The organism is Shewanella avicenniae, from assembly GCF_017354945.1.
GTDB lineage: Bacteria > Pseudomonadota > Gammaproteobacteria > Enterobacterales > Shewanellaceae > Shewanella > Shewanella avicenniae.
In genome coordinates, this window is record NZ_CP071503.1 from 730,808 (window position 1) to 754,468 (window position 23,661).

Annotated in this window: 20 protein-coding genes; 14 read left to right on the forward strand and 6 right to left on the reverse strand. The window is 49.7% G+C overall.

Translation table 11 applies throughout. The features are described 5' to 3' along the window. Positions 1–132: 132 nt before the first annotated feature. From JYB87_RS03095 to JYB87_RS03110, 4 genes are all read left to right on the forward strand, one after another. Positions 133–978, forward strand: a complete 846-nt coding sequence (locus JYB87_RS03095) for a cobalamin-binding protein (RefSeq protein WP_207356581.1) — start codon at positions 133–135, stop codon at positions 976–978. Positions 979–1,096: 118 nt separating this feature from the next. Further along, on the forward strand, positions 1,097–1,489 hold the full coding sequence (locus JYB87_RS03100) for a SpoIIAA family protein (protein WP_207355456.1): 393 nt from the start codon (positions 1,097–1,099) through the stop codon (positions 1,487–1,489). A gap of 88 nt (positions 1,490–1,577) precedes the next feature. Further along, complete coding sequence (locus tag JYB87_RS03105; RefSeq protein WP_207355457.1) at positions 1,578–2,009, forward strand: universal stress protein; 432 nt, start codon at positions 1,578–1,580, stop codon at positions 2,007–2,009. A gap of 212 nt (positions 2,010–2,221) precedes the next feature. Then, on the forward strand, positions 2,222–2,539 hold the full coding sequence (locus JYB87_RS03110) for a winged helix-turn-helix domain-containing protein (RefSeq protein ID WP_207355458.1): 318 nt from the start codon (positions 2,222–2,224) through the stop codon (positions 2,537–2,539). A gap of 56 nt (positions 2,540–2,595) precedes the next feature. Here the strand turns inward: JYB87_RS03110 and JYB87_RS03115 are convergent, their stop codons facing one another. Further along, entirely contained in the window at positions 2,596–2,928 is a 333-nt protein-coding gene (locus JYB87_RS03115; RefSeq protein ID WP_207355459.1) for a DUF2956 domain-containing protein, read from the reverse strand. Positions 2,929–3,063: 135 nt separating this feature from the next. Here JYB87_RS03115 and JYB87_RS03120 point away from each other — a divergent pair, with 135 nt between their 5' ends. The 3 genes from JYB87_RS03120 to JYB87_RS03130 all read left to right on the forward strand — a co-directional run bounded on the left by JYB87_RS03120 (position 3,064) and on the right by JYB87_RS03130 (position 6,327). After that, positions 3,064–4,842 carry an ABC transporter transmembrane domain-containing protein gene (locus JYB87_RS03120; RefSeq protein WP_207355460.1) on the forward strand — a complete coding sequence of 593 codons (1,779 nt, stop codon included), beginning with the start codon at positions 3,064–3,066 and terminating at the stop codon, positions 4,840–4,842. 94 nt (positions 4,843–4,936) lie between these two features. Beyond that, complete coding sequence (locus JYB87_RS03125) at positions 4,937–5,641, forward strand: DUF3581 domain-containing protein (protein WP_207355461.1); 705 nt, start codon at positions 4,937–4,939, stop codon at positions 5,639–5,641. A gap of 203 nt (positions 5,642–5,844) precedes the next feature. Continuing rightward, positions 5,845–6,327 (forward strand): glutathione peroxidase, encoded by a 483-nt coding sequence (locus tag JYB87_RS03130; RefSeq protein ID WP_207355462.1) that lies wholly within the window; start codon positions 5,845–5,847, stop codon positions 6,325–6,327. A gap of 29 nt (positions 6,328–6,356) precedes the next feature. Here the strand turns inward: JYB87_RS03130 and JYB87_RS03135 are convergent, their stop codons facing one another. Further along, the gene (locus tag JYB87_RS03135; RefSeq protein WP_207355463.1) at positions 6,357–7,121 is read right to left on the reverse strand and encodes an EAL domain-containing protein; all 765 of its coding nucleotides are present in this window, start codon (positions 7,119–7,121) and stop codon (positions 6,357–6,359) included. A 383-nt stretch (positions 7,122–7,504) separates the two neighbouring features. Between JYB87_RS03135 and ggt the strand changes: the two genes are divergently transcribed. From ggt to JYB87_RS03160, 5 genes are all read left to right on the forward strand, one after another. Further along, positions 7,505–9,289, forward strand: coding sequence for a gamma-glutamyltransferase (ggt, locus tag JYB87_RS03140; protein ID WP_207355464.1), 1,785 nt, complete (start codon positions 7,505–7,507; stop codon positions 9,287–9,289). A 301-nt stretch (positions 9,290–9,590) separates the two neighbouring features. Beyond that, positions 9,591–10,196 carry an acetate uptake transporter gene (locus JYB87_RS03145; RefSeq protein WP_207355465.1) on the forward strand — a complete coding sequence of 202 codons (606 nt, stop codon included), beginning with the start codon at positions 9,591–9,593 and terminating at the stop codon, positions 10,194–10,196. Between the two features lie 370 nt (positions 10,197–10,566). Then, positions 10,567–11,901, forward strand: a complete 1,335-nt coding sequence (locus JYB87_RS03150) for a leucine-rich repeat-containing protein kinase family protein (protein WP_207355466.1) — start codon at positions 10,567–10,569, stop codon at positions 11,899–11,901. A gap of 303 nt (positions 11,902–12,204) precedes the next feature. Then, positions 12,205–13,746, forward strand: coding sequence for a M20/M25/M40 family metallo-hydrolase (locus JYB87_RS03155; protein ID WP_207355467.1), 1,542 nt, complete (start codon positions 12,205–12,207; stop codon positions 13,744–13,746). 914 nt (positions 13,747–14,660) lie between these two features. After that, positions 14,661–16,034: a hypothetical protein gene (locus tag JYB87_RS03160; protein ID WP_207355468.1), complete on the forward strand. Its 1,374-nt coding sequence runs from the start codon at positions 14,661–14,663 to the stop codon at positions 16,032–16,034. A 464-nt stretch (positions 16,035–16,498) separates the two neighbouring features. Here the strand turns inward: JYB87_RS03160 and ppa are convergent, their stop codons facing one another. Both ppa and JYB87_RS03170 read right to left on the reverse strand, forming a co-directional pair. After that, positions 16,499–17,032: an inorganic diphosphatase gene (gene ppa, locus JYB87_RS03165; RefSeq protein WP_207355469.1), complete on the reverse strand. Its 534-nt coding sequence runs from the start codon at positions 17,030–17,032 to the stop codon at positions 16,499–16,501. A 124-nt stretch (positions 17,033–17,156) separates the two neighbouring features. Next, positions 17,157–18,119, reverse strand: a complete 963-nt coding sequence (locus JYB87_RS03170; RefSeq protein ID WP_207355470.1) for a class 1 fructose-bisphosphatase — start codon at positions 18,117–18,119, stop codon at positions 17,157–17,159. Positions 18,120–18,298: 179 nt separating this feature from the next. Here JYB87_RS03170 and JYB87_RS03175 point away from each other — a divergent pair, with 179 nt between their 5' ends. Beyond that, positions 18,299–20,503, forward strand: a complete 2,205-nt coding sequence (locus JYB87_RS03175) for a S9 family peptidase (RefSeq protein WP_228729932.1) — start codon at positions 18,299–18,301, stop codon at positions 20,501–20,503. A gap of 99 nt (positions 20,504–20,602) precedes the next feature. Here JYB87_RS03175 and JYB87_RS03180 read toward each other — a convergent pair whose 3' ends face one another. Then, complete coding sequence (locus JYB87_RS03180) at positions 20,603–21,811, reverse strand: cation:proton antiporter (protein WP_207355472.1); 1,209 nt, start codon at positions 21,809–21,811, stop codon at positions 20,603–20,605. Positions 21,812–21,928: 117 nt separating this feature from the next. On the opposite strand from JYB87_RS03180, the gene JYB87_RS03185 reads away from it, so the two are divergent. Continuing rightward, positions 21,929–22,771, forward strand: a complete 843-nt coding sequence (locus JYB87_RS03185; protein WP_207355473.1) for a universal stress protein — start codon at positions 21,929–21,931, stop codon at positions 22,769–22,771. Here the strand turns inward: JYB87_RS03185 and JYB87_RS03190 are convergent. Continuing rightward, entirely contained in the window at positions 22,764–23,660 is an 897-nt protein-coding gene (locus JYB87_RS03190; protein WP_207355474.1) for a LysR family transcriptional regulator, read from the reverse strand. The two genes, JYB87_RS03185 and JYB87_RS03190, sit on opposite strands and share 8 nt — an antisense overlap. Position 23,661 lies beyond the last annotated feature (1 nt).

Consider the following 23,661-nt stretch of genomic DNA (forward strand, 5'->3'; position numbering starts at 1 on the left):
TTTTTACTCTGTTATTGTGATTTTTGTGCGCTTATTCGCCAGTAAGTTGGCCAAAACGTTACTGGTATTGCTAACGCTTTCCCGTTAATCTGCGCTTTGGTTATGTGAGGGAACGATGGAATTTTGGCTGTGATGAATCGATTGCAAACACTGTTGTTGGCCTGTTGTCTGTGCGGGTTGAGTTGCGCCAGTTGGGCGCAAACGCCTGAGCCGCGGCCACTGCGGATTGTGGCTTTAGCCCCTCATGCGGTGGAGTTGCTGTATGCCATTGGCGCTGGCGATGAAATCGTTGCCGCCAGCGATTTCGCGGATTATCCCGCAGCCGCAAAGGCGATTCCGCGCATTGGTGGTTATCAAGGGATCCAGCTGGATCGCTTACTACAGTTGCAGCCAGATTTAGTGGTGGCGTGGCAAGGGGGCAACAGCCCAGAGGTGTTGGCGCGAATTAAGTCACTCGGCTTCAAACTCTATTTGAGCCATCCTGAGACCTTAGCCTCTGTGGCCGATGAGCTGGAAGCGCTCGGTGAACTCACGGGGCATACCGCTCAGGCTCAGCAACAAGCAGCGCAATATCGGCAGCAGTTAGCCGCGTTAGTGCAGCAGAATGCTGCTAAGCCCAAGGTTAAACTGTTTTATCAGCTGTGGTCGAATCCGTTGATGACGGTGGCGCAGGGTAGTTGGGTGCAACAGATCATCGATGTTTGCCACGGAGACAACGTATTTTACGATGCGGCGTCGCCCTATCCGCAAGTGAGCTTAGAAAACCTATTATTGCTGCAGCCGCAGTTAATCATTAGCGCCCAAGAAAAGGGCAATCCACAGAGTATCGATTGGCAGCATTGGCAGGGAATTCCTGCGGTAGCTCAGCAGCATCTGGTTGAAATTGATGCTGATATTTTGCAGCGCCAATCCCCTCGCGCCATTCAAGGCATTACCCAGATGTGCCACGCACTTGATAGCGTGCGCTCTGCCGATTAAGGCGTAAAACAGGCTTGCCAGTATGCCGCAGGTTTAGTGATGCAGATCACGGAAGTTGGTGGATTTGTCACTAGACTTAACCTTATAAGCCAGACAAAGGTGATGGGCGGAGGCGAAGATGGAGAGCAAATATCACGGCATTTCCATCGGTATTGAGCACAGTGGCAAGGATGATTTTTACCTCATCATCAAGGCCATTGGCACACTGACTCACCAAGACTACCAAATGATGGTGCCGGTCTTAGAAGCGGCGCTGGAGAAAGTGGTTCAGCCGCATATCTACTGCGTGGTTGACATTACTGAGCTGGATGGCTGGGAAGCGCGAGCAATGTGGGATGATCTCAAACTTGGGGTGCAACACGGGCGTGAATTTCGCAAAATTGCCGTGGTGGGGAACCGCGACTGGCAAGCGTGGATGACCAAGGTGGCGGATTGGTTTACCCCCACTGAGATGGAATATTTCAATCAACGGCATGAGGCTGTTGCTTGGCTGCGACAACACTCGTCGTAGCGCCTTGCAGAGAGGTTTTTCAGAGGAAAAGCCGGCTCTGTGCCGCTTGATACTCTCGAACCAATGTCGGTTCGATTAGGAGGTCAAAATGCGTGATAAAGACATTCTGTGGCCCACAGACTTTTCTGAAACAGCGTCCCATGCGTTGGCGTACGCGGTAGAAATGGCCAACTTCTATAAAGTGGGTTTGCGTATTCTGCATGTGGTCGATCAGCCAATTGCCGATGCCAGTTATCAGTTGCTGATTGTGACACCAGAAGAGTTGGCCCAAAGCATGGAAAAAGCGGCGGCTGAAAGCATGCACCGGCTATTGGCGCAGCTGAACACTGAGTTGCGGGTAGAAACCGTGATCCGTCGTGGTGATCCTGTCGAAGTGATTGTTGATGAAGCGGAAACCGCCGATATCGGCATGATCGTTTTGGCAAGCCACGGACGTTCAGGCTTCGCGCATTTCCTCAATACCAATGTGTCTGAGGAAATTGCGAATCGTGCGAAATGCCCTGTGCTGGTAGTGAAGTAGCTTATAGGCGCATAACTCCGTGAGAAACGTGCTGGTTTCTCACGGCCTGCTTGGTGGTGTTTGTTACTGTAATCAGTGACATAGGATGCTTGTGAGCTATTTTTGTGTTTTGCGCGATTTACATTGTCACTGTGGGTAAACTCAAGTAATTTGTAGCGACTAACACTTAATCAGTTGTGTGCCTTTGTACATAACAGGAACGGCGAGCGAACATGTGGCAAGCAGAGCAAGTAACCAAGCAACAAATCGCATTTCTTCGCAAACTCTACTTGGCTCATCTGATTGATGATGGGCAACACAACCTGTTATCGCTGCAAAAATTGACCGGTATGCCACGCCGCACAGTACAAGATGCCCTGGCCGCGTGCAGTGACATCGGCATTCAAATCGCATTTGTGCAAGATGGGGTGCGCAATAACAGTGGCTACTACCACATTCAAACGTGGGGCCCTATCAACAGTGCTTGGGTGGGAACCCATTTAAGCCAGATTGAACTGCTACTGCAGATCCCCGCGGCGCCGAGCAGTTAACCACAGAAGCAGTTAACCGCAGTTTGCACATTACGCTCGTTCATCCCACTTGTGTGTTACGCCAGCAGATACAGCCCAAACCCAATCCAGCTTAACAACAATAATCCCCACGGCAATCCACGTAACCAGCTTGGTGCTGGGGCAAAGTCGTCCAAGGCTTCATCATCCACGTCAAGTGCAACCGCCGCGGCATTCGCACGCTTCTTTTGCAGTTTATTGCGTTCGCGGGCTTTGGCTTTCTGCTGCTTTTTAAATTCAGCAATCCCTTTTTCAATCCCTTGAGCAATCAGCTTGGTCTGCTCTTTGGTTTGCCATGGCTTTTGGGTTGCTTTGGCAATATTTATGGCGGCTTGTTGGGTTTCGGCAGAAATCACAGGTTTATTCGACATCAGCGGCTAACTCAGTGGATGGAACGGTGTAGGTTTATTGTGCCAGTTTACCTAAAAATTCGCCTTAGCTGGCTGGATTTCGTTGATTATTGCCATCACAATCAAGCATCTGAGCCGTATTAGGAAGGATTACCTTTGATAACATCAGCGCCTGCAACCACCAAAGTACTGCCGTGGATTTTGAGTTTTCTTCGCCCCTATCGTTGGCGTGTGGTGGGCGCGTTGGTGTTTTTGCTGGTGGGGTCATTGGCTTGGTTATCGCTTGGCCAAGGAGTACGGATGATTGTTGATGAAGGCTTTCTGGCGGACAACGCCGACCGCTTGAATCAAATTCTGCTGCTCATTTTAGTGCTGACCAGCATCAGCGCTAGCGCCGTTTTCTGCCGTTTTTACCTGATGACCTGGCTAGGGGAGAAGGTAAGTAACGATATTCGGCAACTGGTGTATCGCCAGTTGCTTGGCCAAAGCCGCGACTTTTTTGCCAAGTTGCGTACCGGCGAAGTGATTTCCCGTTTCACCGCGGATTCGACCTTGCTGCAGAGCGTGGTCGGTTCCAGTTTGTCGATGGCGTTACGCTCTGGCGTTACCATCATTGGCGGCATGTTGATGATGGCGATTACCAGTTGGAAGTTAACCTTGTTGGTGCTGTTGGCGGTGCCGATGGTGTTGGTGCCTGTGGGGGTGTTGGGGCGCAAAGTGCGTCAATTAGCCCGCACCAGCCAAGACAAAGTCGGCGCGTTAGGCGCCTATGTTGATGAAACCCTGCACGAAATTCACACGGTGCAATCCTACGGCCATGAGGCGGAAGATAAACGTAATTTTGATGGTCTGCTAGCGGAGGTACTCGCTGCCGCCAGTGGTCGCATTAAATATCGTGCGCTGCTGATTTCAGGGGTGATGTTACTCAGCATCGGCGCGATTATCGGCGTCACTTGGGTTGGCGCGCACGACGTGATGGCGGGGCGCATCTCGGCAGGGCAACTCTCAGCCTTTATGTTTTATGCGGTGATGGTGGCCGGCGCGGCAGCGACCATCAGTGAAGTGATTGGCGACATTCAGCGCGCAGTGGGTGCTACCGAACGCTTGATGGAACTGGCGTTAACTCCGGTGACGATTGTTGAGCCCTCGGTGCCGTTATCTTTACCCTCCAAGGTGCAAGGCAAGTTGCAGCTTGCAGGGGTTAACTTTGCCTACCACACGGCTGAGCCGGTATTGCAACAACTTAATATCAGCATTAATCCCGGTGAACGGGTGGCGTTAGTGGGCCCAAGTGGTGCCGGTAAAAGTACCCTGTTTCAGTTGCTGCAACGCTTCTACTCGCCAACGGCAGGCACCATCTGTTTAGATGGCGTCGATATCAGTCAATTGACACTCGCTGAGTTGCGGGCGCAGTTTGCCTTGGTACCGCAAGAGTCGGTGATATTTGCCGGCTCAGTGCTGGAAAACGTGCGTTATGGTCGCCCTGAAGCCAGTGAGCAAGAGGTGATAGAGGCCTGTAAGGCTGCTTATGCAGATGAGTTTATTCAAGAGCTGGCCGATGGTTATCAAACCTACTTGGGTGAACGCGGCGTGCGTTTATCCGGTGGACAAAAGCAACGGATCTCCATTGCACGAGCCATTTTAGCGGATAGGCCGGTGTTATTGCTCGATGAAGCCACCAGTGCTTTGGATGCCGTCAGCGAAGTGAAAGTGAAACAGGCGCTCGATCGTTTGATGGTAGGGCGCACTACCTTGGTCATTGCCCACCGCTTGGCGACGGTACTGAATGCCGACCGTATTTTAGTGCTTGATAAAGGCCAATTGGTGGCCAGCGGTACCCATGCGGCGCTATTAGAAAGCAGCGAGCTTTACCGCAAATTTGCCTCGTTGCAGTTGGTCAATGAAGCCAGCTTAGCGGACAACTTAGTAAAATAACCAAGTCATCGGGTGAGTTATTTACTCTTTTGCGTATAGACTATGCGGCTGGTTCAAAAATATTACTGAAGCTGCTGTAGAAGTTGAGCGATAAATGTTTCTAACTGATTATTTTAATAAACAAAATAACAATATTACTATCACCCGCAAACAGGCGAGCGACTTTGCTAAAAAGATCGCGGGTGACGTAAATCCGATTCATGATGAAGATGCCAAGCGTTTTTGTGTGCCCGGCGATCTGCTGTTTTCGCTGGTACTCAATCAATATGGCCTCAGCCAACAGATGCAGTTTCGTTTTGAAGGCATGGTCGGCGATGCCGTACCGCTGCATTTTCGTGAAGCCAGTGAAACCCTGATCCGCGTTGAAGATGAAAATGGCAAAGCCTATCTGCAAGCTGAGCGTAGCGGTGATACCCGTTATTGCGAAAAGCAGATTGCCTCGTTCATCCGCAGTTATGTGGCGTTCTCTGGACTGAACTTTACTCACGCCATAGTGCCACTGATGCAAGAACATCAACTGATGATCAACCCATCACGCCCGCTAGTGATCTATGAAAGCATGGGCTTTGAACTGTCGACCCTCGACTTTGAAGAGGTGGAGCTGCAGTTGGTCAATAAGGTGATGGAAGTTGACGGTAAACGTGGCGATGTCACGCTAACCTTCAAGTTGATGAGCGGTGATACCCAAGTGGGCACCGGTTGTAAAACCTTGGTGATGAGTGGCTTGCGCCCGATTGATCCTCAAGCCATTGATGAGATGATTGCCGAATACAGCCAGCGCGCTGCCAATATTGGTTAAGTTGTTTTGCTGGTGCAGCGCCCGCTGTACCAGCACCCTTGTGTTGTTCTATCACGTCCCTTGTAACTATTCGCATAGCAAGTCTATCTTTACCTTTGGCAACCCATTTAGCGGTTGGCGAGTCAGCGCCATCTTCCTATACTTTGCACTATTCCATCAGCCGTATTAATGGCTGTTTTTATTCATCATCAAAGGGTTAGCTCATGGCACAATCAATCTACGATGTGCAAGTCACCGACATTCAGGGCAAGCAACAAACCATGGCGCAGTATCAAGGCAAGGTGCTGCTGATTGTCAACACCGCCAGCAAGTGCGGTTTTACGCCGCAGTATCAAGAGTTAGAAACCTTGTATAACGCATTACAGCCAAAGGGATTGGAGATCCTCGGCTTTCCTTGTAACCAGTTTGGTCATCAAGAGCCGGGTAGCGACAGCGATATCAGCCAGTTTTGCCAACTGAATTACGGCGTGAGCTTTCCGATGTTTGCCAAGATTGACGTCAACGGCGCCAATACCCATCCGCTGTATCAGCTGTTGAAACGTGAAGCCAAAGGCTTGTTGGGTTCGCAAGGGATTAAATGGAACTTCACCAAATTTTTGGTCGATAAAGAGGGACACGTCATCGAACGTTATGCCCCGACGACAAAGCCGCTTCAACTGAAGCAGACCATTGAGCAACTGTTGTAAGCGCAATTTTAGCTGCGCTAACGCTGAGTTCATTCCAATGACGTCAGCGCACTTACATCGGGGATGGGCAGTGATTGAAAGCCGGGTTTCGCAAACAGGTAACCTTGCATTAGATCCACGCCAGCGGCTTGCAGCCATTTAGCTTCGGCGGCGGTTTCAATCCCTTCGGCGAGCACTGTGATGTTGAGTTCATGCAGCATGGCAATGCAGTGGCGCACAATGCTTTGGCGCGCTTTATCGCGATCAATATTGCTGATCAGCGCCATATCTAACTTGATGATATCGGTTTGAAACTCAGCCAGCAGGTTGAGGCCAGAATAACCTGCACCAAAGTCGTCAATCGCGGTGCGAAAACCGAGTTCGTTGTAGCAGCTAATAATCTCTTTGACATGGTTGGAGTCGCTGATGCGTTCGCCTTCGGTAAACTCAAACATGATGTTAGTGGCAGGAAAATTAAAGCGTTCGGCAGCCTTGAGGGTGGTGGCGATACAGCGCTCTGCTTGGTATACCGCATTGGGCATAAAGTTGATGCTTAACATGCTGTCTAAGCCCAATTTACTGGCCCATTCGATCGCGGTAACGCGGCAGGTTTGGTCAAAGCGATACAGATTATCTTGGTCAACTTGCGCCAATACTTGCCCTGCGCCTTCGCCATTTTGGCCGCGCACTAACGCCTCATACCCAAACACTTGCAACGTGTTAGCATCCACAATCGGTTGGAATGCCATGCTGATCTCAAAGGCTAATTCCTTGGTTTCACGGCACAGTTGGCAAGCGGTTTTGGTGGCGGTCATTACTTCTCCCTGAAGATATTGGCGTCAGCTGCTACGGCGAATGACATAAGGATTGTTGCACTGAGCGCTCGCTTAATCACACTCAATAGGCAAGCTTAACTATAAACAATCCGGCGTGATTTCGCTTTATGTCGCAGAGTTGATTGATGGTATACAGCAAGCACGGCCATTTTAAGCGGCAAGCAGCATAACAAGAATGGGGTAATTTTGCTGTTCATTGTTTAGCTATGCAGTCGAACCATTTAAATATTGTTATCAAATAGGAGTTTTGATTGAATATTCATCAGTAAACCTAACTCGAATGTGACTGCTGCTTGCGAAAGATTGCTATTTTTCGCGCACTGCCATAGGGTTGAATCTCTTCACGTTGTATGGAACGCAAAATGAATTATAAGAAAGATTTCCTCAGAGGATCATTATTGGCGTTAGCAGTCGCTGCGCCGTTTATGTCGCAAGTCAGTTACGCCGCATCGCTCCCCGCTGTCGAAGCTAAAAATGGCATGGTTGTGTCATCGCAACGCTTTGCATCGGAAGCCGGGGTCGAAATCCTCAAAATGGGCGGTAACGCCATTGATGCTGCGGTTGCCACTGGTTATGCCCAAGCGGTGGTGAACTCCTGCTGCGGTAACATCGGCGGCGGTGGCTTTATGACGCTGCATCTGGCCGATGGCTCAGACCACTTTATCGATTTTCGTGAAATGGCACCAGCAGCTGCCAGCGCCAGCATGTACCAAGACAAAGATGGCAACCTCATTCCGCATGCCAGTACCCTCGGCTGGAGCTCTGTCGGTGTACCGGGCACTGTGCGTGGGTTTGAATTGGCGCTACAAAAATATGGCTCAGGCAAGTTAACCCGCGCGCAAATCATGGCGCCAGCCATCAAACTCGCCCGCGAAGGCTTTATTCTGACGCGTGGCGACACTGACGTTATCGACTCTAGCCTCAGCAAAATGCGTGGCGATCAACAAGCCTCAAAAATCTTTTTACGCGCCGATGGCAGCCCACTCGAACCGGGTGATCGTCTCACCCAAACCGCGCTGGCTGACACGCTGGAAATGATCGCTAAAGGTGGCCCAGATGCTTTCTACAAGGGCGATATTCCAAAAGCGATTGAAAAAGCCTCGAAAGCTAACGGCGGTTATTTAACTGCGAAAGATTTTGAAAATTACGTCGCTAAAGAGCGTACTCCAGTGCGTTGTTCTTACCGTGGTTATGACTTTATCTCGGCACCACCGCCAAGTTCAGGCGGCACCACCATGTGCCAAATCCTTAATATTCTCGAAGGCTATGATCTGAAATCGATGGGCTATGGCTCAGCGGATGCAATTCACTACACCGCCGAAGCGATGCGTCACGCCTTTGTTGACCGCAACAACCTGTTGGGCGACCCCGATTTTATCAACGTGCCGATGGATAAGCTGCTCAGCAAATCATACGCTGCTGAAATTCGCAGCAAAATCGACCCAGTCAACGCCACCCCGTCAAGCGAGTTGGGCGCCGGTGTGCCACCGCACGAAAAGCCACAAACCACCCACTACTCAGTGCTGGATAAAGCGGGCAATGCGGTATCAACCACCTACACCATCAACGGCCGTTTTGGCGCTGGGGTGATGGCGCCGGGTTATGGTTTCTGGATGAACGACGAAATGGATGACTTCACCTCCAAAGTGGGTGAGAAAAACATGTTCGGTTTGGTACAAGGCAAAGCCAACGCCATTGCGCCGGGCAAACGTCCGCTATCATCTATGTCGCCAACGATTATCACCAAAGACGGCAAAACCTTTATGGTGGTCGGTTCGCCAGGCGGTTCTTTGATTATCACCATCACCCTCAACACTGTGATGAACGTGATCGACTACGGCATGACTTTGCAAGAAGCAGTAAACGCGCCACGTATTCACCAACAATGGTTGCCGGATGTGGTGTTGTACGAAAAACGCGGTATCTCGCCTGACACGCTGAAGATCTTGAAAGATCGCGGCTACAACATGGTTGAAAAAGGCCAATGGGGTGCGGCGGAAGCGATTATGATCGGCTTGCCAAGCGTAGTGAGTAAGGATGAAAAATCCAACGTCAGCGATGCTTCTGTCTCTGGCAAAGTGCGCGAAGGCTTTATCTACGGTGCCAACGACGCACGGCGTCCACAAGGGGCGGCGGTAGGTTACTAAGCCTCGCTTCTTCAACGGATGTAATGCAAGAACCCAACTTCGGTTGGGTTCTTTGTTTTTGGCTTGGCGAGGTAGGAACCACTGAACATAGCGCCTTAACCTCGCATTGCGGCGTGAAATCTGAGAGCTAGTTTGCATTTGACGAAAATAGCTAATCACCCCAACTCACAGAGTCAAAATTAATCGTTAACCGCATTCGTATGACTATTGTTTGACTAATCTTTGCCCCCTAGAATCTCGCCGCTTTACCTATTCTGCGTCGACAGCGCAACCACCGACTGAACACAACCGGAGATTCACTGTGAGCGAAAAACTAGCAAACCCTGCACCGCTTGGCCTAATGGGCTTTGGCATGACAACCGTGTTACTCAACCTGCACAACGCAGGATTTTTTACCCTCAATGCAATGATTCTGGCGATGGGGCTGGCCTATGGTGGCTGTGCACAAATCATTGCCGGCATATTGGAATATCGTAAAGGCAACACCTTTGGCGTGACTGCATTTACCTCATATGGCTTCTTTTGGATAAGCCTTGTGGCTCTGCTGCTGATGCCTAAATGGGGTTGGGGCAGCGCAGCCGATGCATTCTCTATGGGGTGCTATTTGCTGATGTGGGGCATCTTTACTCTGTTTATGTTTGTCGGCACGCTCAATGGTCCGAAGGCGCTGCAAGTAGTATTTGGGTCGCTGGTGGTGTTGTTCTTCATGTTGGCGATTAAAGACTTTACCGGCAATGAAGCACTCGGTGTGCTTGCGGGATTTGAGGGGATTTTCTGCGGCGCGAGTGCCATCTATCTTGCTATGGCCGAAGTATTGAACGAGAAATATGGCAAAGTGATTTTACCGATTGGTGAACCTCAGCAGGCAACCGCAATCGCCAAAGATGCAGCGCCACAGCTGGCTTAAGAGCGGTTTATTACGCCGATACTGAGCAGCACCTTTTACGCAGATGCATTCCCTGAAGCACACGGACGTGCTTAACTTTTGCGATTAGCCCTACGCCGCACAGCACCGCCGCACAGCAGCGCTGCAAGCAACAGCGTTCGCGGCATTTGTCGCTGGTTTTATCTCAGCTCATTAGTCTTCATCGGCGCATGCCAATTTCATCCCTTCAATGGCAGCGTGCGTTGCAGCTAACATGTGCCATAGCGGCATTACTGCCGTTGCCCTCGACATGCTGTGAATTCAAAAATTAGGGTATACTGCCCGCGCAATTTGTTGTTAGAAGCCCGCGACTAAGGGTTTCTATTTGATTGAGCTAGGGTTGAGTTACTAGATGCACACACTTGAACAACTGCGCGCTGGCGCGCTGCAGGGCATTTCGCGGCTGACACTTCGTTGCGGTCTTACCGAGTTTCCACAAGAGATTTTTTCGTTAGCTGATTCGCTGGAAATCCTCGACCTTAGCGGCAACCAACTGTCATCTTTGCCTGATGATTTGCCGAGGCTCAGCAAGCTGAAAGTGATTTTCTGCTCCGAGAATAACTTCACCGAGTTGCCTGAAGTGTTGGGGCGCTGTGAATCGCTGAGCATGGTGGGGTTTAAATCGAATCAGATTACCCAAGTGGCGCCAGCATCGTTACCACCACAGTTACGTTGGCTGATTTTGACCGATAACTGTGTGCAGCAACTACCTGATAATTTAGGGGATTGCCCGCAGTTGCAGAAGCTGATGTTAGCGGGCAACCAGTTAACACATTTGCCGGATTCGTTAGCGCATTGCCACAAGCTGGAACTGATCCGCTTGGCTGCCAATCAACTTAACTCGCTGCCACAATGGCTGTTCTCGCTGCCGCGGCTGACATGGTTAGCCTATGCTGGCAATCCGTTCACCGCACAGTTAGAAGCCGAGGCGCTGAACGTGTCGCTGCCTGCGATCAACTGGCAGCAATTGGCCGTTAATGAGCTATTAGGTGAGGGCGCTTCTGGATTGATTTATCGCGCAGACTTATCGCGTGCTGAAACCACGACGCCAGTCGCAGTGAAGTTATTCAAAGGCGCGATGACCAGCGATGGCTTGCCGCAGTGTGAAATGGCATCCACCATCAAAGCGGGGCAACATCCGGCGCTTACCCAAACCCTTGGGCGGCTGACCGAGCATCCCGACGCGACCGACGGTTTGGTAATGCAGCTGATCCCCAGCGACTTTAGCAACTTGGCCGGGCCACCGAGTTTGGCTTCTTGCACCCGTGATGTGTATGCGTCTGATAGGTGTTTTACGCCCGCGGTGATATTTAATATCGCTAGTGCGATTGCCAGCGCCGCAGCGCATCTGCATCAGCAGGGCATGATGCACGGCGATCTGTATGGCCATAATATTCTCACGACTGAGACTGGTGATGCATTGCTGAGTGATTACGGCGCGGCTTCGTTTTACGACACGGCAAATGCCGAACTTGCCGCGCGGTTGGCGCGTTTGGAAGTCAGAGCCTTTGGTTGTTTGCTCGAAGAGCTGGTCGACCGTTGTTATGGTTTGACGGCTGATGCTCATCAGCAGTTGAGTGCATTAGTGGCAGCCTGTTTGGGTGCGGAATTGATGGCACGACCGACCTTTGAAGAGGTTTGTGAGCGCCTCATTGAACTGCAATCGCAGCAAGCCATCGCCGCCTGATGGACGTTGGCTCGCCGCGCGGTTGTTTAATTGTCTCTAAACAGAGTTATGTGCAGAGACAATTGTATTGGCCATTCCAATGAGGCTATAAGTCGTCTAGTGAAGTAGTGGCTATTCACCGCCCCCTACGCAGCGCCAAGGGCGATTGCAGTTGTTCGGCAACTCCGTTGGTTAGTCATTGCTATTCAGCTTTTATTTTTAGCCGCCATTTTTGATAAAAAGTGTTACATAACAACGGCTATTCGATAGTTTCTATTCTTCTTATACTGACGCTAAATACTAAAAAGAATATGGAATTCTGCTATGCCTCATGCTTTCCCTGCTCACCATTTCTCGCTGCGTCGTTTTGCTGGTATGACCGCTGTTGCGATGGGTTGCGCGCTCAGTGCTGCTATTAGTCCAGTTTCAGCGGCTGAAATCAGTCACGACCCTGCCATGGCTAAGGTGATCACCGCCCAGCATGACGAGATGATTGGCCGCCTACGTGATTGGATTGCCCTGCCGACGATTGCCGCAGAAGGGCTCAACATTCAAGAAGGGGCGCAGATGATGGCCTCGGTGCTGCAAGATGCGGGCTTTCAGCGCACTAAAATCGTGCCAACCAGCGGTTCGCCCTCAGTATTTGGTTACCTAGATGCCGGCGCGGCGCGAACCATTTCGGTGTACTTCATGTATGACGTTAAACAGTACGAGGCCGAAAAGTGGACTAAGCCACCGTTAGCAGGGGAATTGGTGAGCCGTGACGGCTTGGGTGATGTCATGCTGGCGCGCGGTGCCATCAATACCAAAGGGCCACAGATGGCATTTCTTGCCGCCTTGCACGCCTATAAAAAGGCCAACAAATTGCCACCGGTCAATATCGCCCTGATTGCGGAAGGTGAAGAGGAGGTGGGCTCCGCCCATCTTGCCGAAGCGCTGGCCGATGCCGAGGTAAAACGCTATCTCGAGCAAAGCATTGGCATGTTCTATTGCTCAGCAGCACAGTCGCTGGACGGTTTTGTGTCTGTCGACCTTGGCTCAAAAGGCATGATTGAAGTCGAGCTAACGGCCAACGGCGCAAATGGCATTGGCCCTGCGCACGACATCCATTCAGGTTATGCTGCCGTGGCCGACAGCCCTGTATGGCATCTGGTGAAGGCGTTGTCATCGATGACCAATGAAGATGGCACCAAAGTGACCATTGATGGCTGGTACGACAATGTGCGTCAGCCAAGCGCCCGTGAACAGCAGTTGATCGACTTACGTACCCAAGAGTTGGACGAGCAGTTGATGAAGCAGGATTTTGGCATTCAGCGCTGGATTGCCGGCGTGGATTACCGTACCGCACTGGATCGCATGGCCAATGCGCCAACGGCCAACATTGAGGGGATTTTCGGCGGTTATACTGGCGAAGGTGGCAAAACGATTTTGCCTTCTGCGGCAACGGCCAAAATGGACTTCCGCCTTGTGCCGGATCAAACCGCCGATGAAGCGAAAACCAAGCTCAAGGCGCACCTGAAAGCACATGGCTTTGGCGATATTGAGGTAAAGGTTAGCGGTGGCCTCGACCCAAGTCAGACCGCAGAAGATGCTGCACTCACCCAAGCCTTGTTGGCACAGTTAAATGCTCGCGGTATTCCTTATTCGCTTGACCCACGTAATCCCACCTCGGGGCCAACGTATCTGTTCACCGATAAGCTGTTTTCGCTGCCGTTTGTCAGTGTCGGATTGGGCTTAGGTGGTCGCTATCATGTGCCAGATGAGTTCTATTTGATTAACTCGACCAATCCTAAAGTGGCTGGGTTTGATGAGGTAACAGGGTTTTATGTCGATCTTTTGGAGGATGTTGCTAAAAGGGCGTTATGAGGGGAAATGGCGGTGCCATTTCAAGCTGCGCTTGGCTTATATGGCTTGCAGCCATTGCAAACTTCGTTTGCGAAAGATTGATGGCTTCGCCATACCAAGCTGCGCTTGGCAAGATTTATCACTGCGTGATTGCAAACTTCGTTTGCGAAAGTCGTGGAACTGCTCGTTCCACACCAGAGGATAAGGGGGCTGGACAGCCTCGCCCCCTTATCAATCCCCCAGCTGCCCCACGTCGCAAAACGCTCCGGCGCTTCTGGTTTGTCATCTGCGCAAATCGCTCTGATTCGGAATCCATTCCTCACCATCGCTTCTCGTCGTCCTTGACTCGATTGCTTGATGCCTGCCCAACGCACCTGCGCTGCGCCGAAGGGGAATCATGCTGCTTGAAAGTTGTTACTTTCATGATTGTTGAACGTTGCTTGATAGCACATTGCTATAAATCGCCTGCAGCGGGCTCATGCACTGGCGATCCAGTGGCACGCGGTGAACTCGTCCCTGAGCGCTCTACGCCAGCATCCATGCTGGCGAAGGCCACTGGTCCGCCCGTGCTGGGAATTCACGGAGTTATCCTGTGAATCTCAGTGTGTTTTCTGGGTTTGTTGAAAAGCGAAAACCTCGATTGTTTGATGCCTGCCCAACGCACCTACGCTGCGCCGAAGGGGAATTGGTGTTGCCTGATACGCTACCTGTGAACGCTGACCCGTTCGAGATTGATTCGAACAAGGCTACCTTACTCTGTTATCTAGACCAAAATATGCTCATTTTTCTATTGTGTTCAGTGGTATATGCGCATAAGTTGAGTGATGAGGAACAGTGAAATGCGGATTTAAGTCGTGATTAATTCCGACATCATGTCGTTTAATATACTGTGATGTGCTGTCAAACTTTTAACCTATGGTTTCTTAATAATATAAATGAAAAAATGTATTAATGAATATTACTGTGAGCTAGATAAACCTGTAGAAATTCAGTTTCAGCTAAATGGTTTTTCCGTTCAATTCCTTACTGAATTTGACGGTGTGGATGATTCTGCGGACTATGGTTATTTAAAAATTTCCGTTGAATCTACTTTGAGGGAGTATGAATCAATAATTGATTCTGAAATATTTTCAAGATCTAAGTATCTTGTTGCTTTAGGAATTGCATCATTCGTGATAGATGAGCCTTTGGACGTATTTGGTTCTACCTCTAAAAGTTATGTTTCTGAAGGCAATATTGAAAGTGTAGAGCCTAGGTTTATTCTTGATGGAGTGGATAATACTCAATACCTTATAGAAATAATTGAAAAGCTTACCGCAATGAAAAAACACGAAAGTGACCTGTTTTTTTCTTTGCTAGATAGGTGGAGAAAAGCAAGGTTTATGGAAAAGAATTCCGAGACGAGCTTTATATACACTGATGAAGCTACTTTAGCTTATTTTCATGTGCTTGAACTGTTGGGGGATCTTTATTCAAAAGAACTAAAAGCAAAATCTGATGTTATGATAAGTACTTTTGTTTCTGCTTACAATGAAGAAGTTTTATCTTTATCAGGGCAATCCCTAGAAGGCGAAAATAGCTCAAAGACTAAGTTACTTTCAAGCTTGTTATCTAAAGACTTATCTGTCACTGGAAAGATACTTTATCTTCTCAAAAAATATGATCTTTATAGTAACCAAACAGCATTTTGGATAAAAAATTTGGTCGAAGCTAGAAATAGTGTAGCCCACGGAAGACGAGTTTTTTACGATAAATCCATATTTCCAGTTCAACCATTTTTTCCTCTTGTTACCGATACAATTTATCCGTTGCAGTTTATTCGAGTTTTAACTGCTAATGTTATTTCAAAGCATTTAGGAGTTCACTTATATTCAAATGAGTGGAATGTTGTCGAAACATTTCTTATTGAAGATGTCTATAAAACAAAAGAATACTTATCTTTAGGTCATTTTAAACCACTAGATGAAATAGATGATGTAGAGGAAAATATCGTAAATGGTGGTATATCTTTATTCGTGTTAAGTAAAAAGATTTCTGCTAATCAATGTGTTGATTTTTACAGATTTTACTTAACTAATGAGAGCGAGAATCAAGATTTTTTATATTCTAATATTTACTCAATAATTATCTTGTTTGAATCTGTAGCAGAAAGTGATTTGTCAGATATGTTAAAGCAAGCAATATTAAATACATATACTCTTGAATGTAATGTTGATTTTAAGTTCAGAGATACGATGTATTCTCTTGAATTTCATGGCTTTGAAACCCCAAAACTGGAAGCTTTAATTAAAAGTGGTGTTATTCGATAGCACATAAGAAGTTACTTAAAAAGAAGTAAAATGTTTGACTGGTACTCCTTCGTCGCTAATTTTAGAAAAGCTTTTATGTGCCTCTTAGTAAGGAGTTAATTGGGAGGCAACAGCCAACGGTTTAAAATTGGTTAACGCAGCCTTTTCAAGCAACCTATTTGAACGCCTGGCTTAGCTAAAACAGCTCTGATATGGCAGGTGTACGCCGTGAATTCCCAGCACATGCGGACTTGTGGCCGTCGCCAGCATGGATGCTGGCGTCGAGCTTCCATGGATGGATTCACAGCGTGCCACAAGGATGCGTGTGCATAAGCCCGCTGCAGGCGATTAACCACAGCCAAGCTGCAAAGCGATGATGAAGTTTTCATATAAACACCAGCGGCGCCAGCAACTCCCGTTGCCAACAGGCAACAAAAAAGCCCGCGTTGCGGGCTTTTTTCATAGAACACCAACGAAAGGTAAGATTACTTACCTTCGTTATAACGTTCCGCACTAGTCAGAATCTCAGCACGAGCAGCTGCGGCATCTTCCCAACCGTCAACTTTAACCCACTTGCCTTCTTCCAGATCTTTGTAGTGTTCAAAGAACTGTTTGATCTGTGCTTTCAGCAGTGCTGGCAGATCGTTCACATCTTGAATGTGCTTGTATTCTTTAGAAATCTTGTCGTGTGGTACGGCAACGATTTTCGCGTCTTCACCTGACTCGTCGGTCATTTTCAGTACGCCAACTGGACGACAGCGGATAACGCTACCTGGTTGCAGTGGGTATTGAGTAGGTACCAATACGTCAACTGGGTCACCGTCCAAGCTCAGCGTTTGGTTCACGTAACCGTAGTTACATGGGTAGAACATAGGAGCAGTCATCATACGGTCAACAAACAAAGCGCCTGTGTCTTTGTCTACTTCATATTTGATCGGATCGTGGTTTTGAGGGATCTCGATAATAACGTAGATATCATCTGGCAGAGATTTGCCCGCAGGCACAGCATTTAAGCTCATGTAAGTATCCTTTCACTTAACAGTGGAATCTTGGCCGAATAGACGGCGCGAATATCAATGTGGCGGCTATTATAGCGCGAAAGCGAGGCTTGCCAATGCTGACAAGCCTACGCCTTAGTATTAGTTACTTGTGGTATTGCAAACAGGTGGCAACTTCATTGGCCGAACCGAGGATCACGGCCACGCGTTGGTGAATCGCTTCAGGCTCAATATCCAGAATGGTTTGGTAACCAGTGCTGGCGCTGCCGCCCGCTTGTTCTACCAACATGGCCATTGGGTTCGCTTCGTACATCAAGCGTAACTTGTATGGCTTGTTCGGGTTTTTGCAATCAGTTGGGTAAGTGAAGATACCGCCGCGACACAGTACGCGGTGTACGTCACCCACCATGGCAGCAATCCAACGCATGTTGAATGATTTACCGCGTGGGCCGGTTTTGCCTTGCAACAGCTCGTCGATATAGCGTTGCATTGGTGCTTCCCAAAAACGTTGGTTAGACATGTTGATGGCAAACTCGGCGGTGTCGGCAGGAATGGTCACCGCATCTTGGGTCAGCACAAACTCGTTGCGATCGTTATCCAAGGTAAACAGCTGGGTGCCTTTGCCTGTGGTCAGTGCCAGCATGGTAGCCGCACCGTAGAGCACATAACCGGCAGCCACTTGCTTACGACCTGATTGTAAAAAGCTTTGTTCGCTGATCTCACCTGCTGGCGCTGGCAATACTGAGAAAATCGTTCCCACCAGTGAGTTGATGTCGATGTTAGATGAACCATCGAGCGGGTCAAAACACACCAGAAAATCGCCGCTATCACCGCAAATTACCGGCTCATCTTCCTCTTCTGAGGCCAGTGCGCGCACATTGCCTGCGGCGGCAAGGGCATCTTTGAGCATGTCGTTAGTAATTACGTCGAGTTTCTTTTGGGTTTCACCTTGCACGTTTTCGTGGTCGGTGGTGCCCAAAACACCTGCCAGCGCGCCACGGCGTACCGCTTGGCTGATGCTAATCGAGGTGTTAGCGAGGGTATTGATCAGTTGGGTGAGCGAATCCGGAACGGCTTTTTCCGCCAGAGCTTGAGCCAGCGTTTGCATACTATTTCCTTGTTTCCATCAGGGACAAATCTCAATGGGTGAATGATACCCGATTTGGCTATTGTTTGTCTGCCAGCGGCAAAATAGGGCAGAATATCGACTCAACTGCTGCACAACAGCATGAATTTAGTGCGATCCGGAAAATAATAATGAATCGAATCAGGATGTTCTCTGTACTTATGGCCATACCCCTCACATTCGCCGCCACGCTTGCTAACGCGCAAAGCCTTGAAGGCGGCAGCACACCACTCACGGTTGAACGGCTTTATGACTCGCCAGCCTTGGCAGGCAGCAGCCCCCGTGAACTGAAAATTTCACCTGACGGCAGCCGCGCTACCTTTTTGGTAGGGCGTAAAGACAACCAACACTTTTACGATTTGTGGCAGATGGACGTCACCAGTGGCAAGGTGAGCCTGCTGCTGGATGCTGACAAGCTGGCGCAAGGTGAGTTATCCGATGAAGAAAAAGCGCGCCGCGAACGCCAACGTATCTTCGGTGAAGGGATTATGGAATACGCTTGGTCAGATGATGGCAAAGCGCTGCTGATCCCCGCCGCAGGCAAGCTGTATTACTATGCGCTGGCAGACGGCAAAGCGAAATTGCTGCCGACTGGTGATGACTTTATTACCGATGCCAAGCTGTCGCCAAAAGGCCATTTTGTGTCGTACGTGCAAGGGCAAAACCTGTGGGTGCTTGATCTGGCCACCGACAAGGTTACTCAGCTGACTCATGACGGTGGCGGTGCCATCAAAAACGCCATGGCCGAGTTTGTGGCGCAGGAAGAGATGGGCAAAATGAGTGGTTACTGGTGGGCGCCGGATGAATCGGCCATCGCTTTTAACCGTGTTGATGAAACCCCGGTCGAACTGGTGACCCGTAACGAAATCTATGCCGACGGCATTAAGCTGACTCAGCAGCGTTACCCTTATGCCGGTAAGCCCAATGTGCTGATCCAACTTGGGGTGATTTCACTACAATCCAAGCAGGTGAAGTGGATTGATTTAGGCAAAGAGACCGACATCTATCAACCGCGCGCCAAATGGTTGCCAGACAGCAAACATCTGTCGTTCCAATGGCAGAGCCGTAACCAGCAAAACCTCGATTTGCGGGTGGTGAATGTCAGCGATAACTCAGCGCCTGTGACCTTGGTGCATGAGCATGATGATATCTGGCTCAACCTCAATGATGACCTGAACTTCCTTAAAAACGGCTATTTTATCTGGACCTCTGAGCGTGACGGTTTCAGCCATATCTACCTGTTTGACAGCAAAGGCAAGGTGAAACAACAACTGACCCAAGGCGCGTGGGCAGTTGATAGCATCGACCATGTGGATGAAGCCGCACAGTGGATTTACTTCACTGGCCGCAAAGACAGCGATGTGGAAAAACACCTCTACAAAGTGAAGTTTGATGGCTCTGGCTTTACCAAGTTGTCGAGCGCCGCGGGGATGCACAGCGCGGTATTTGCCGATAACAAAGCGATCTACCTCGACTACTTTGATTCATTAGCGCAACCGCCACAGATTTCGTTGCATGACGCCAGCGGTAAACGTTTGGCATGGGTGGAAGAAAACGCGGTGAAACAAGGGCATCCGCTGTACCCGTATGCAGGGCTGTGGCAGCTGCCAGCGTTTGGCACCATCAAAGCTGATGATGGCCAAACCATGCACTATCGCCTGTTTAAGCCAGTGAACTTTGATGCCAGCAAAAAATACCCTGTGCTGGTACGCGTTTATGGTGGCCCACACGCGCAGTTGGTAACCAACTCGTGGAGTAGCCAAGATTACTTTACCCAATATCTGCTGCAGCAAGGCTTTGCGGTGTTCCAACTGGATAACCGCGGTTCAGGCCATCGTGGCACTAAGTTTGAACAGGTAATCTACAAGCAGCTTGGCGTGGCCGAAGTTGAGGATCAGAAAAAAGGCGTCGACTTCCTACGTACCTTGCCGTGGGTTGATAGCCAGCGCATTGCGGTTTATGGCCATAGCTACGGCGGCTATATGGCACTGATGTGTTTGTTTAAAGCGCCAGATTACTTCAAAGCCGCGGTCAGTGGCGCGCCAGTCACCGATTGGACGCTGTACGATACCCATTACACTGAGCGCTATCTGAGCCATCCGGCAACCAACGCCGAAGGTTATCGCCTCAGCAGCGTGATGCCGTATGTGAAAAACTACCAAAGTGGTTTGTTGATGTATCACGGCATGGCTGATGACAACGTATTGTTTGAAAACAGCACGCGGGTCTACAAGGCGCTGCAAGATGACGGCAAACTGTTTGAAGTGATGACTTACCCAGGTTCAAAACACTCAATGCGCGGTAATCAGGTGAAGACTCATCTGTATAAAACCATTACCGACTTCCTTGAGCGTAAGTTGCAGTAACCCGCTGTTATTAGAAAAAAGTTAAGCCAAAAGTTTAGTTAAAAGGTTAGTCAAAACGCCGCAACTGCGGCGTTTTTTATCGGCGTCAATTTACCCGCGCTAACCACATTGATGACCATCGGACTGGCTGAGTAGCAGCCGTTTTAACAGGATTGGCCCCAGCAGGGTGGTGGCCATGATCACCAACACCAACTCAGTAAACACGCTGGCGGAGATAATCCCCAGTTGCAGCCCAAACTGAGCGAACACTAAGCCCACTTCACCGCGCGGCACCATGGCACAGCCAACAATCAAGCGGTCGCGCCAAGCGCATTTGAGCGGAAATCCTGCCAGCAGTTTGCCGAGCATGGCGAGCAGCACCATCACGCAGAGTAGCAGTAAGTTATTTTGATCCAACGCCAGTTGGCTTAAGTCAACGCTGATCCCCACATAAACAAAGAATATTGGCGCAAACACTTCGGTGAGCGGTTGCATCGCGTGTTCCAGTTTATTGGTAAAGGGGAAGGGGTTTTGCAGGTAGCGCTGCCACGGACTGACAAACTGGCGTGACAGCGCTAACCCTGCCGAAAAGCCACCCAACAAGGCGGGCGCGCCAAGGTGATGTGCCAACCAAGCAAATAAGCAGATAAGGCTCAGCATGACTACCGCTTCATAACCGAGGTTTTGCGCGTGGCCGCTTAAAAAGCGCAGCAGGTAGATCAGCCCACGGCCAATCACAGGTGCAAACAGCAAAAACGCCACCAGTGTGAGCACCAGTTTGAGCATGGGGATTGCGGCAATATTGCCTTCATTGGCGAAGGTAAACAGCAGGCTCAGTAGAATCACCCCTGCAATATCATCCACCACTGCCGCACCGAGAATAATATGGCTACAACTCTCTTGCTGCTGATGGGTATCTTTGAGCACGCTGACTGAAATCCCGATGCTGGTGGCGGTGAGGGCACAACCATAAAACAAGGCGGCAAAAGGCGATAAGCCCATGGCATAAAAGGCCACCATGCCGGTAAACAGCAGTGGCAAAATAATGCCGATAAAGGCGACTAACAGGATTTGCCCGCCAGCGTGATAGAGGCGTTTGATGGAGGTTTCGGTGCCGATGCTAAACAGCAGCAAAATGATGCCCAGCTCGGCAATATGCGCCAAAATGGGATCGGGTTGAAGAAGTCCGAGCAGTGATGGGCCGAGAATTACGCCCGCAGAAATTTCGCCAACAACTGCTGGCCAACCAATACGTTGGCATAACTCTCCAAGCAACCTTGAGAGCAGTAAGATCAGAAACAGCGCCATCAACAGCGCGTCGATAGTCACGGTTTTCCTCTGTTTTTCGCCCGCTTTGTTATACTTAAGTATAGGGGAAAAGCGCCGCTCTTCCCCTATGAGTGTTGAGATTTCCACTCATCAAACGTGCATATGCGGGAGTCCATAATGAGTAAGGTATTTATCATTGAACCGCAGGAAGCCGCTCAAACCGATGTAATCTCAAAAGGAATTGAACTGGCCACGAGGTTGAACAAACAGCCGCAGGTCTTTGCTTATTGCTATGAGTATCTGCCCGACACTATTGTCTACGCCGAGGCAGAACAACAGATCATCACCCACAAGAAAAAGCAGATGACTGAGCTGATGAATCGGCTTGGTGCTGAAGATGTGCCGGTGAATGTGATTTGGTACGAACACTTGTGCGAGCACGCGGTGAACTACACCAAGGAAAACGATTTCGATTTAATCGTGAAAGGTATCTACCACAGCGAGTGTTTATTCCCCACCGATTGGCGTCTTATCCGTACCACCCGAGTGCCAGTGATGCTGCTGACTGATAATCCGCTGAATCAAGGCAATGGTGTGTTAATGGCGATGGATTTAGACACCATCAAGCCGGAAGAGTTAAGGCTGAATCAGCAGATCTTGGCACATGGGCAGCAGTTGGCCAAAGCGACCAACAGTGAGTTGCATCTGTCCTTTATTGTGCGAGTACCGAAGATCATTCGTGATCTTGAGATCCTCAATCTGCAGCAATTGGTGAAGGAAGCGTATCAGCGCCATCAAGAGGTGTTGGATGAGATGGGTATTGCGAAAGACAATATCCATATTATCTGCGGCGACCCAGCGCAATGCTTGTATCAACTTGCCTGCCGCTTACGGAGCCAATATCTGGTGATGGGCGCCTGTCAGCGGCAAAGCTTGTTTGGCTTGGCGATCGGTAATACCTCTGAAAAGATCCTCGAGCGGATCCGCAGTAACGTATTAGTAGTACCGACCACTAGCTAGGTTTGCGCCATACGGTGCGACGACTTAATGCCAGCAACGCATCGGCGGCTGGCGTTAGCGGTAGGTTGTTGCGCCAGATTAAGCCAATTTGCCAGGTGAGCTCCCGCTCCATTGATCTAAAAATCAACTTGTTACTGCCTAACTTGTGGCAAATTGGCTCAGGCATAATCGCCAAGCCCATGCCTTCTTCTACCATGGAGCCGATAAAGTCCCACTGACCACTGCGAAAGGCGATATTGAGGTTAATGCCCTGTTCGCGGGTGATGCGGTTAAATTGCTTGGTCAGTGAAAAGTCATCGTTATACACAATGAATGGGTACTGGGCTAAATCGTGCCAGCTGATTTTTTCTTTATCGGACAGCGGGTGATGCTGTGGCAAGCAGACTTTCAGCGGATAGGCTTGCAGCAGTGATGACGAGAGCTGTTCGGTATGGGTCACCGGCAGTGCGGTAAAGCCGATGTCGATGGTGTCGGCCAGCAGCGCTTGTTCACTGCCGAAGCCACCAAATTCTTGCATCTGCAGCTCAACACCGGGGTAGGCTTTACGGAATTCGGTCAACAGGTCGATAGTGAGGCTGCTCATCATTGGACAGACGCCAAGGCGCAAGTGGCCTGACTTTAAGCCGCTGAGGTTGGCTAGGTCTTGCTCCATGCGATGCCACTGGCCCATGATCTGGCAGGCGCTGGCATGGAACAGTTGCCCAGCTTGGGTTAGCTCCACTTTTTGGTTGCTGCGGATCAGTAACTGTTGGTCGAGGGTCTCTTCCAAACGTTGGATCATCTTACTGAGAGTTGGTTGAGTCAGGTACAACTGCTCGGCGGCACGGGTAAAGTTGCCAATCTCCACTAGGCGTAAAAAGCAGTGTAACGTCTTGATCGGAACATTCATG

Coding starts and splice junctions, on each gene's coding strand:
- JYB87_RS03095 (WP_207356581.1), top strand. CDS start 133: ATGAATCGATTGCAAACACTGTTGTTGGCCTGTTGTCTGTGCGGGTTG.
- JYB87_RS03100 (WP_207355456.1), top strand. CDS start 1,097: ATGGAGAGCAAATATCACGGCATTTCCATCGGTATTGAGCACAGTGGC.
- JYB87_RS03105 (WP_207355457.1), top strand. CDS start 1,578: ATGCGTGATAAAGACATTCTGTGGCCCACAGACTTTTCTGAAACAGCG.
- JYB87_RS03110 (WP_207355458.1), top strand. CDS start 2,222: ATGTGGCAAGCAGAGCAAGTAACCAAGCAACAAATCGCATTTCTTCGC.
- JYB87_RS03115 (WP_207355459.1), bottom strand. CDS start 2,928: ATGTCGAATAAACCTGTGATTTCTGCCGAAACCCAACAAGCCGCCATA.
- JYB87_RS03125 (WP_207355461.1), top strand. CDS start 4,937: ATGTTTCTAACTGATTATTTTAATAAACAAAATAACAATATTACTATC.
- JYB87_RS03130 (WP_207355462.1), top strand. CDS start 5,845: ATGGCACAATCAATCTACGATGTGCAAGTCACCGACATTCAGGGCAAG.
- JYB87_RS03135 (WP_207355463.1), bottom strand. CDS start 7,121: ATGACCGCCACCAAAACCGCTTGCCAACTGTGCCGTGAAACCAAGGAA.
- ggt (WP_207355464.1), top strand. CDS start 7,505: ATGAATTATAAGAAAGATTTCCTCAGAGGATCATTATTGGCGTTAGCA.
- JYB87_RS03150 (WP_207355466.1), top strand. CDS start 10,567: ATGCACACACTTGAACAACTGCGCGCTGGCGCGCTGCAGGGCATTTCG.
- JYB87_RS03155 (WP_207355467.1), top strand. CDS start 12,205: ATGCCTCATGCTTTCCCTGCTCACCATTTCTCGCTGCGTCGTTTTGCT.
- JYB87_RS03160 (WP_207355468.1), top strand. CDS start 14,661: ATGAAAAAATGTATTAATGAATATTACTGTGAGCTAGATAAACCTGTA.
- ppa (WP_207355469.1), bottom strand. CDS start 17,032: ATGAGCTTAAATGCTGTGCCTGCGGGCAAATCTCTGCCAGATGATATC.
- JYB87_RS03170 (WP_207355470.1), bottom strand. CDS start 18,119: ATGCAAACGCTGGCTCAAGCTCTGGCGGAAAAAGCCGTTCCGGATTCG.
- JYB87_RS03175 (WP_228729932.1), top strand. CDS start 18,299: ATGGCCATACCCCTCACATTCGCCGCCACGCTTGCTAACGCGCAAAGC.
- JYB87_RS03185 (WP_207355473.1), top strand. CDS start 21,929: ATGAGTAAGGTATTTATCATTGAACCGCAGGAAGCCGCTCAAACCGAT.
- JYB87_RS03190 (WP_207355474.1), bottom strand. CDS start 23,660: ATGAATGTTCCGATCAAGACGTTACACTGCTTTTTACGCCTAGTGGAG.